This window comes from Gemmiger formicilis (genome assembly GCF_016901605.1).
Lineage (GTDB): Bacteria > Bacillota > Clostridia > Oscillospirales > Ruminococcaceae > Gemmiger > Gemmiger formicilis_B.
Genome location: NZ_JACJKP010000131.1, coordinates 1 through 8468 on the forward strand (window position 1 = coordinate 1; position 8468 = coordinate 8468).

Sequence of the window (8468 nt, forward strand, 5' to 3'; positions counted from 1 at the left end):
GTGTATACATGGGTCATATCACAGAAACGGGGACCGATGGTGTCATCATTGGCACCGCGCAGCGGGTTGGCCCCCATAAAGTTGATGTGGTCGGTAATCAGCATGAAATCGCCCACATTGAAATCCCAGTTTACACCACCGGCGGCGTTGGTCAGTACCAGGGCACGGCAGCCCAGGGCCTTGAACACCCGCACCGGCAGGGCGATGGCGCTCATATCGTGGCCTTCATAATAGTGAAAGCGCCCCTGCATGCACAATACGTTTTTGCCGCCCAGGCGTCCGGCCACAAACTGGCCGGCGTGACCAGGTGCGGTGGAAACAGGGAATCCCGGAACCTCCCGGTAGGGAATGACAATGGGGTCCTGAATCTGTTCGGCCAGACCACCCAGGCCGGAACCCAGCACCAGCGCCAGGTCGGGGGTAAAGGGAAGCTTTGCACGCAGGTATGCGGCAGCGGTATCGACTTCTTTCATAAAAAACCTCCTGCAGATTGTTGCTCTCATTGTACCACCCGCAGCGCCGGGGTGCAAGGAATAATGGAGAGCAGCCATACATAGGCATGGAACGGGGAGAGGAGGGCCATGTCATGACCAGACGCAAGGCATATTTTCACAACGCAATGCTGCTCACCGCATCGGGGCTGGTGCTGCGCATGTTGGGAATGGGCTTCCGGGTGGTCTTGTCGGCCTACCTGGGCGGCGAGGGAATGGGACTGTATCAGCTGATTCTGGCGTTGTACATGGTGTTTGTGTCGCTGGCTACGGCAGGGATCAATGTGGCAGCCACCCGTCTGGCCGCCCAGAGTCTGGCCCGCGGGCAGGGAATGGGGGCCACGCTGCGGGGACTGTGCACCACAGCGCTGGGATTCGGAACCGCTGCCATGGTGGCACAGGCATTGCTGGCACAACCTGCCGCCCGGTGGCTTCTCCACGATATCCGGGCCGAGAACGCACTGCGCATCCTGGCACCGAGTCTGCCTTTTATGGCGGTATCGGGGGCGTTGCGAGGCTGTTTTCTGGCTTCCCGGCGGGTCACGCCCAACGTCGTCACCCAGCTGATTGAACAACTGGTGCGCATGGCGGTGGCCGTGGCGGGACTGCGGGTTCTGGCACAATGGGGTGCCGGCTACGGCTGCGCGGCGGTGGTATTGGGCAATACCCTGTCGGAAGGGGTATCCTGCGGCCTGATGCTGTTGTTTGCAGCCCGCACACCGGAGTTTGCACGCCGCAGCGGGGAACCTCTGCATCCCTACACACGCCGGGAGCTGTATGAGATCGTGCTGCCGGTGGAAGGCAGCCGTTTGTTGGGCAGTGGCTTGCAGGCGGTGGAAAGCAGCCTGATTCCTCTGACCCTTTCGCTGTATACGGGCAGCCGGGCGGTGGCTATGACCCAGTACGGCAATTTTAAGGGAATGGCACTGCCGCTGCTGTTTTTTCCGTTTTCGGTATTGTCGGCCCTGTCCGGGCTGCTTATGCCAGAAATCACCCGCGCCTACACCCGTGGAGATGGTCGGGAAACAAGACGGCTAATTGGCACCATGCTGAAACTTACGGGAACCTTTTCTCTGGCGGCAGGAGCATGCTTTGTGGTGTTTGGCCCGCAACTGGCACAGATCGTATACCGGGATGCGGAGGTGGGCCATTATGTGCAAGTTCTTGGTTTTGTAGCGCCCTTCATGTATCTGGAAAGCATGATCGATGGTGTGCTCAAGGGCCTGGGGGAACAGCTGGCAACTTTCCGCTATTCACTGGTGGATTCGGTACTTCGCATTGCTGCCATTGCACTGCTGCTGCCCCGGTACGGTATTGCCGCATTTCTGGGAATCATGATTGCCTCCAACCTGCTGACCTTTACTCTCAACACCCGGAGAATGTTCAAGGTGGCTGCGGCGGCATAAAAATAGCCCCCGCCGAAGCGGGGGACTTTCGCCTGATGGCGTATTACAGAGTCTGGCCGCTGACCAGGCCATTCCACAGCCGGTAGTAGATGCCTTTGCGGGCCAGCAATTCTTCGTGATTGCCTTCTTCCTCGATGCCGTCCTTTCCCAGCACCAGGATGCGGTCAGCGTTCTGAATGGTGGTCAGCCGGTGGGCGATGGTCAGGGTGGTGCGGCCCTTGGCCAGTTTGTCCAGACTCTGGCCCACCAGGATCTCGCTCTCGTTGTCCAGAGCGCTGGTAGCTTCGTCCAGCAGCAGGATGGGAGGGTTCTTCAGGAACACCCGGGCAATGGCAATGCGCTGCTTTTGTCCGCCGCTGAGTTTGACGCCCCGCTCGCCCACATAGGTGTCATATCCGTCTTTCAGAGCGCGCACAAAGCCGTCGGCGCCTGCCAGACGGGCGGCCTCCTCAATTTCCTGCCGGGTGGCGCCGGGCTTGCCATAGGCAATGTTCTCGGCTACGGTGCCACTGAACAGATAAACGTCCTGCTGCACCACACCGATAGCATCCCGCAGGCTGTGCAGGGTCACGTTCCGCACGTTTTGCCCGTCGATGAGTATTTCACCGCCGGTCACGTCGTAAAAGCGGGGAATCAGGTTGCACAGGGTGGTTTTACCGCCGCCCGAAGGCCCTACCAAAGCCAGGCTCTCGCCGGGGCGGATGGTCAGGTTTACGTGGCGCAGCACCTGGTTGTGGTCATCGGGGTATTCAAAACTCACATCCCGGAACTGGATGCCGCCCTCCTTCACCACCAAAGGCCGGGCGTCGGGGGCGTCATGGATAGCTACCGGTGTGTCCATGATCTCCACAAAACGTTCGATGCCGGTCATGCCCCGCTGGAACTGTTCGGCAAATTCCACAATGCGGCGGATGGTGGCAATCAGGGTAGAAACATACAGCACATAGGCTACCAGGTCACCGGCGTTGATGGCGCCGTATACCAGCGCCAGACCGCCGGCCAGAATGACCACCAGATACATCAAACCGTCAAACAGCCGGGTAGAAGTGTTGAAGGCAGCCATGGCGTGGTAGGTCAGTGTCTTGATGCGTTCGAACGCCCGGTTGCCGGCGGCGAATTTTTCCCGCTCCTGGTCTTCGGCAGCAAAGGCTTTCACTACCCGCTGGCCCAGCAGACTGTCCTCAATGGTGGCGTTCAATTCGCCAATCTGGAACCGCTGTTCCCGGAACCGGGCCCGGAGTTTCAGGTTCAGGTAGACCGATACCACACCCATCAAAGGTACACAGGCGAATACCACCAGGGTCAGGGGAACACTGGCCTGACACAGGATCACGAAGGAAGCAACGATCTTGATAAAGGCGATAAAAAACTCTTCGGGGCAATGGTGGGCAAATTCCGTTACATCAAACAGGTCGTTGGTAATGCGGCCCATGATCTGGCCCACTTTGGTGTTGTTGTAGTAGGTGTGATCCAGCCGCAGCAGGTGATCGAATGCATCGCGGCGCATATCGGTTTCGATGTGTACACCCATGATATGGCCGATACCGGACATAAAATAGCTGGCGGCGCCGTCAATAAGCCGCAGCACAAAGTAGATGGCGGCCAGCCGCAGCACAGCATGCACGGTGAGCGCAGCCCCCTGGCCGGAAGCAGCGTTGGTCAGTACACCCATAATTTTGGGGAGGACGATGTCGCACAGCGTGGTAAGAGCTGCGCAGAACAGGTCAAAGAACAGAACGCCTTTATATTTTAACAGGTAAGGCAGAAAGCGTCGCAGCAATGCGCTGCTTTTCTTTTGGGTTTCCTTGGCGTGTGCCATGATCAAATTCCTCTCTTTACGTAACATCATTGTCAACCCGCATACAAAGACCGCCCCCGGAAAAGGACGGTCTTTGCATACGGAAAAGTCAGCCTTCTGTCGGCTGTTCCGGTAAATTTTCCTCAGTGGTAGTGGTTGTTTCGCCTTCGGAACTGCCACTGTCGGTAGGAGGTTCCGGTGCGGGGGTAGGCTCGGAAGGCGGGGCTTCGGTGGGAGCAGGCGGTTCTGTGGGAGCCGGAGTTTCAGCGGGTGGCTCCGTAGGCGGCGCGGTGGGTTCCACCACCGGCGGTGCAGTAGGTTCTACAGGGGGCGCAGTGGGAACAGGCGTGGCCGGCGCAGCCTGCAGCAGGGTCCCGCAGCGGTTACACACAATGCTTCCGTCGCTCTGGCTCACCGGGTCATGTCCCAGGGCGCCCTGGCCACTCTGGGTAGTCTGGGCACCGCAGCTGCATTGCAGTACAATTACCTCATCCTGCGTACAGGTGGCAGGGGTATCGCTCACAACGGTGTTGAAGTTGTGGGTATGAGCCACCGTTTCACTCTTGGTCTCTCCGCAGCGACGGCAGGTGTAAACGATCTGGTCGCCGGTCTGTTGGCCGTCATTCCAGTCGTGCCCCAGGGCGGGAATATCTTTTTCGATTACCTCGCCGCAGATACTGCATTTATATTTGGCGCTGCCGTCCGTCAGGCAGGTAGCAGCAACTTCGGTGCCTTCCACCAGAACATAGTTGTGTTCGTGGGCATCCGCCTTGAAGTGTGCTGTCAAAACAACACCGCCGGCGTTGGCATTGGCGGGCATGGTAAACTGGATGGTGGCATTGCTGTAACTGCCGCCGGTGCTGGCGGTCCATCCTGCAAAAACAAATCCTTCGTCGGGTACTGCTGTTACAGCGCTGGCAGAAGCACCCTTTTTCACCAGCTGGCTGGTGCTGCCGGAAAGTTTACCGCCGTTGGTGGCAACAAATTCCAGAGGAACTTTGGCGCCGCGCACGGCAATGGGGTCTTCACTGATCAGGTTGGCAGGCACGCCGTCAGGGGTGGGAATGGTCCCCAGCGGCTGCGGACGGCGATCCTCCGTCACATAGGCGTGGGTACGCACATAGTTGAAATAAGCGGTTACGGCCACTTTGGACAGATGCACCCCGTCAGAAAGTGTGTAATCTGTTTTGGCCCAACCGGTATTGCTGTCGCGCAGGATCTCGGCGCTGTTCAGGAATTTGTATCCGTTCTCCTCACACATGGTCACCAGGGCTGCGTTGTATGCATCCACCTGGGTCATGGTCAGGTTGGTATTTTCCCGCTGCTTGTCCAGCGGGGGAATGGCACTGACGATGATATCGCAGTAGGGCCAGGCTTTCTGAATAGCCTGCAGCCCCTGTAAGTAGGTAGAAATAAACTTGGTGGCATCGGTGGAGGAGCCGCCCAGATTATTGGTGCCGTAGCAGATAATGATGCGCTTTGGCTTGAGCATGGCCACCGCTTCCGGAACGGTGTACATAGTGGAGGAGCCCTTGAATTTTTCGCATTTCAGGGTGGTAATGGCTCCAGCCCCCATGCTGACAACGCCGATGTTGTTATCCAGCGAGGTGAAAGCCTGCCCCGTTTCGTCGGCATACATCAGGTACCGCGCGGTGTTGGAATCACCGATAAACAGGGTTTCGTCCACATAACTGCGGCCGGCATCGGAGGTCTGGGGCAGTACCGTCCCCACGGCGGCAGTTGTAACGGCATCGGCGGCGGGCGATGCCGTGGGGGCCGGTGCTTCCGGTGTGGCTTTCTCTGCGGTTTCCGCCGTGGCGGGAACTGCCGGCAAATCAGCCCTGGACCCTCCCAGCACCACTGCCAGAATGCAAATTATAAGGACCAGAACAACGGCTCCAAGCCCCAGCAATAACGCAAGCTGGCGAGGGTGTGACCGGTCCGGCAGGGAAAAGGACGTTTTTTTCATCAGGAAACACTCCCCGTAGAATGAATATATTTCACATCATACACTATTTGAGCCGACCGTGCAAACACAAAGACGCAGAAAATAGCGTTTGTATCATGAATTTTACATCTTTCCCGCAAAAACCGTTTTTTTGAATTTATCCCCTTGACATTTGTATGGGAATGCACTAAAATAGTTCAAGTCGAAACATGATATGGGCCTGTAGCTCAGTTGGGAGAGCGTTCGGTTCGCATCCGAGAGGTCAAGGGTTCGAATCCCTCCAGGTCCACCAGTAAAAGGCTTCTGCCAATAAGGCAGGAGCCTTTTCACTTTTTATGTGTAAACATTCATGGTACCACAACAAAAGCGTTCACATTTTGCGCAATTTATGCTATAATCTGCAAAAACGGACGTTTCTTGCATCGCGCGTATAAAATCGTATACCGATTGTGAATTGATTCCTTTTACGGTTTGCCCTATAGTACATTTTAAAGGGGAGCCGTACCGCGGCAGGTTCCTCTTGCTGAGGTTTCAATATCGGGAGGATGAAGGAGTCATGGAACAAGCGGGGCAGGAATATCTTGCGGTTTATCGGCGCGATTTTTCAGAGCTGGAAGGCCTGCAAAAAGCAGAACAGGTCACCTATGCGTTGCAGCGCGCTAAAGATACCCTGTGTTTTCACGCAAAACGGCGAACGTCCAAACAGGAGATTTCCTGCAGTTTGTGTGGTCTGGACGAGGCGTTCGCCGGACGTTTACTGTGCTATATGTATGAAAATGCAGTAGCTCCGGAGCAGGTGCCGGATGTTTTGCGGGATCTGTGCGGAGCGGCGGTGTAAGGCGCTATGCAAGGAATGTTGGAAAAAGGGCGGGTTCGCCCGACTGCGGAAAGAGGGTGGACGCCGATGCGGCCGGTTCAGTGCAAGACATCGGTGTCTGCCGTGTTTGTGGCAGGCGCCCGGATGGAACGGGACTGCATCCGGCTTTACGCTCAGATGCATCCGGAAATTCACACAGCAGCGGTGTTGTCCGGTGGGCAGGAACTGCTGACGCAGCTGCGCAGCGGGCTCAATCCGCAGGTTCTGGTCATTGATGTTTTGCTGGCGGATATGGGTATCCTCTCCCTGCTGGAACAGATCCGCAGCCTGCATCTGGACCCGGAGCCGGTGCTGCTGCTTACGGTCCCTGTTCCGGAACGGACGGCGGCCCGCCGGGCGGTGCAGGCATTCGGAAACTGTCAGGTCATGTTGAAGCCCTACCGCATGCGGGAACTGTTTGACCAGGTCTATCTGCTGGGAGCGGGGGCGGACCAGTACCGGCTGTACCGTGCGCGACGCCTTTGCCGGGAATATCTCCAAAAGATGCAGGCAGACCCTTCCATGGTCGGTTGTGATTATCTGGAACAAATGCTTTTGTATGCGCTGGCGGCAGAACGTCCGGTGACGCTGGCGACGCTGTACCAGCTTACCGCACAGGAAAACAATACGCAGGAGGCCAGTGTCACGGCGGCTGTACTGCGCTTGTCCCGTAAGATGCATCAGCAGGCAACACCGTTGTACCGGGACCTGTGCCGGCGTTGTGGTCTGCCGGAGGAAGCAGTGCTTCCCAACGGGAAACTTTTCAAGGCGCTGCTGGAATTGCTCCGGCGGGAAATAATATGATTCCGGAAGAAAAAGGGGGACACCATGCAGGCAAACGAACAGGAACTGGCAATGGCTTTGCGGGGCGGCTTGCGCGGGCGGTTCCAGGCTTCCTTTCACTTGCTGGAAAATGCGTTTGAAGTGTTGGATGACCGGATGGCGCACAGTGTGACGCCGACTGAGTACGAAACACTTCGTCCGTTGCTGCAGCAGATTGCGCAACAGCTGGTTTCCTTGCGGCGGCTGGGGGAACACGCGGCGGATGCCGCCATTGCGCCGGTTTTGCAACAGGTCTGTGAGCCAAGACCCATGGAACTGCTGGGGCAGCTGCGGGAACTGGGAACACTGTTGAACGAGATCCTTGTGCAGGAACAGCTGCAGGCTACCGTACAGGTGGAAGCGGAGCAGGGGCTCCCGATATTGCTGACCTTGGGGGATGATACCCTTCTCAACGGGTTGTTAGCCAACCTGGTTTCCAACTCCCTGGCGGCCGGGCAGCCGGTGCATATTACCCTGGCGTGCGCGCCGGGGCTGTTTTGCTATCGGGATGACGGGCCGGGTCTGCCGCAGGATGCCCGTGACCTGTTGCAGCGCGGCATGTGGAGCAGCCGCCTGTTGGAGCAGGGGGGACTGGGGCTGCCGCTGATCCGCGCCTATGCTTCGGCCATGGGGTGGTGCCTGACGGTGGAAGATGGTCCCGGTACGGAGCTGCGTTTTGCCCTGCCGGACTGTACCATGGATTTTGGCAGTATGGTGCTGGAATCCACTGCTGCCGCGGATACAAACCTGGAACAGAGGAAGCAGTTTTTGCGCAGAGAGCTGCAGCCCGTTCTGCCGCCGCAGACGGAAGAATAAAGAACCGGAGCACTGCCGTAAAGGGAGTGCTCTTTTTTTTCTGTGGCGCTTTACTTTATGGCAGAACTATTGTAAAATACTATACAAATAAAAATGGTTTATTGTGCCTGTGCGGCATAGGACCATATTAAACAACAGGTGGTGTTATTTTTTATGGGGATTCAGTATAAACGTATCCTGCTTAAAGTCAGCGGCGAGGCGCTTTCCGGTCCCAAAGGCACCGGCTTTGATGAGGAGACCATCGCCTCCATTTGTGCCGGTATCAAAGCGGCTCATGATCTGGGCACGCAGATCGGCATTGTGGTTGGCGGCGGCAACTTCTGGCGCGGCC

General features: G+C 57.3%; 7 protein-coding genes, 1 tRNA gene and 1 pseudogene. 6 read left to right on the top strand and 3 right to left on the bottom strand.

Annotated elements, in window-relative coordinates; translation table 11 throughout:
- Window positions 1-473, bottom strand: a 473-nt coding sequence (locus H6B10_RS10315; protein ID WP_204651530.1) for a purine-nucleoside phosphorylase, incomplete at its 3' end; no start/stop codon positions are given.
- 113 nt (window positions 474-586) lie between these two features.
- Between H6B10_RS10315 and H6B10_RS10320 the strand changes: the two genes are divergently transcribed.
- Window positions 587-1897 carry an oligosaccharide flippase family protein gene (locus tag H6B10_RS10320; protein WP_204651531.1) on the top strand — a complete coding sequence of 437 codons (1311 nt, stop codon included), beginning with the start codon at window positions 587-589 and terminating at the stop codon, window positions 1895-1897.
- 43 nt (window positions 1898-1940) lie between these two features.
- On the opposite strand, the gene H6B10_RS10325 is transcribed toward H6B10_RS10320, so the two are convergent.
- Together H6B10_RS10325 and H6B10_RS10330 are read right to left on the bottom strand one after the other, a co-directional pair.
- The gene (locus H6B10_RS10325; protein WP_204651532.1) at window positions 1941-3716 is read right to left on the bottom strand and encodes an ABC transporter ATP-binding protein; all 1776 of its coding nucleotides are present in this window, start codon (window positions 3714-3716) and stop codon (window positions 1941-1943) included.
- 88 nt (window positions 3717-3804) lie between these two features.
- Entirely contained in the window at window positions 3805-5664 is a 1860-nt protein-coding gene (locus tag H6B10_RS10330) for an SGNH/GDSL hydrolase family protein (protein ID WP_204651533.1), read from the bottom strand.
- Between the two features lie 195 nt (window positions 5665-5859).
- On the opposite strand from H6B10_RS10330, the gene H6B10_RS10335 reads away from it, so the two are divergent.
- The 5 genes and pseudogenes from H6B10_RS10335 to pyrH all read left to right on the top strand — a co-directional run.
- Window positions 5860-5935 (top strand) — tRNA-Ala (locus tag H6B10_RS10335).
- A gap of 264 nt (window positions 5936-6199) precedes the next feature.
- On the top strand, window positions 6200-6481 hold the full coding sequence (locus H6B10_RS10340) for a hypothetical protein (RefSeq protein WP_204651534.1): 282 nt from the start codon (window positions 6200-6202) through the stop codon (window positions 6479-6481).
- Window positions 6482-6547: 66 nt separating this feature from the next.
- Window positions 6548-7303 (top strand): response regulator transcription factor, encoded by a 756-nt coding sequence (locus H6B10_RS10345; protein ID WP_204651535.1) that lies wholly within the window; start codon window positions 6548-6550, stop codon window positions 7301-7303.
- A 24-nt stretch (window positions 7304-7327) separates the two neighbouring features.
- Window positions 7328-8137, top strand: a complete 810-nt coding sequence (locus tag H6B10_RS10350; RefSeq protein WP_204651536.1) for a sensor histidine kinase — start codon at window positions 7328-7330, stop codon at window positions 8135-8137.
- Between the two features lie 153 nt (window positions 8138-8290).
- A pseudogene (gene pyrH, locus H6B10_RS10355) lies at window positions 8291-8468 on the top strand (UMP kinase); the annotation flags it as partial.